Consider the following 1,460-nt stretch of genomic DNA (forward strand, 5'->3'; position numbering starts at 1 on the left):
TATAGTGTCCCCCTTGTCAAGACAGATTTTCAAAAAACATCATGTACCAGATACTACCATTATTGCATTATTGGTCAAACTACTCCTGTCAAGGGAAGGGTGGAGATTTGCAAAGCAAATACTACCCGACCTTGACAGCGCTCCTTAAGTATAATTGACTCCGGCCAATGGCAAACATGTCCATTGGCCTTGATTACCCTCACGCCGCAAACTTAGAGCTATATACCGTCTCTGGCGTATCGTAATCGTGGCTCTGATGTGGCCTCAATACATTGTAATCGTTAATGTACTCGCAGATACCGGCACGCAGATCACGTGGACTACTATATTCATTAACATACACATACTCAGTTTTTAAACTCCGAAACCAGCGTTCTATGATTACATTGTCTACCCAGCGTGCCTTGCCGTCCATACTCTGGCGTATCCCGTGGGAACGCAGTAAACTTTTGTATCCCTCACTTGTGAATTGGCTACCCTGATCCGAATTTATTATGCCTGGTATCCCATGCCGAGCTATGGCTGCTTGCACCGCATCCAATACGGGTGCTGTGTCCAATGTGTCAGAGAGTGTCCATCCTACAATGAACCTGCTGTACCAGTCGATAATTGCTGTTAGATACATATGTCCATGCGCCATTGGTATGTAGGTGATATCTATAGCCCAAACTTGATTGGGTAGAAAAATATCCATATTCCTCAACAAGTAAGGCAGTTTATGCTGGCCCTTGCCGGGCTTGGAAAGATTAGGCTTGGGGTAAACTGCGTAGATACCCATCTCGTTCATATATCGCCGAATTAGCTTACGACCGATGCTGATACCATCTCGATCCTGCAAGAATTTACGCAGTTTTCGCACACCTGAAGAGGGCAACTTAGTATGCCAATAGTCTATTCGTCGTTTGATATGCTCTTCACGCTCTATATCCTCAGCACTAGATTCTTTAGACTTGTAATACACTCCACTGCGCTGGATCCCCAACAGTTCACACCTGCGCTTAACTGTGAGAGATCGAAACTCTTCATCATCTAATAAATTTCTTCTCGTAGTCAGCTCCCATGATTTGGATAGATTTTTTTTTAAGAAAGTCACGCTCTAATGTGAGCTGACCTATTGTCTTTAGCATATCTTCTTTTTCAGCCTCCAACTCGCGTTTACGACGTTCAGACTCCTTAGTCTGACGACTGCCATCAAAAACGCTTGCAGCCTTGTCCAGAAATTCCTTCTTCCATGTCCTTAGTTGATTAGGGTTTATTTGCTGTTCGGCCGCAATGGCTCCGAGTTCCTTTTCCTCGCGCAGCACTTGTAATACTATTTGGGTCTTGAACTCCGCTGTGAATTTGCGTTTCCCCATGTTCGTGAACCTGCCTTCCTCTTAATTCATTTTATCAGATTCACGATGTTTTTGTGAAAACGTGTCCTAATTCATGGGTACATTATAGTTCCATGGCTAAATAGA

At 44.0% G+C, this 1,460-nt stretch carries 1 protein-coding gene; it reads right to left on the minus strand.

The genetic code is table 11. The features are described from left to right. Positions 1-199 precede the first annotated feature (199 nt). Positions 200-1,355 (minus strand): IS3 family transposase gene (locus tag AC6I5A_RS13840; RefSeq protein ID WP_497900777.1). Its coding sequence is split into 2 segments (ribosomal slippage): positions 200-1,082 and positions 1,081-1,355, totalling 1,158 coding nucleotides; the frame shifts between segments, so codons are not numbered across the junction. Positions 1,356-1,460: the final 105 nt, after the last annotated feature.

The organism is Desulfosporosinus sp. Tol-M2 (assembly GCF_059735615.1).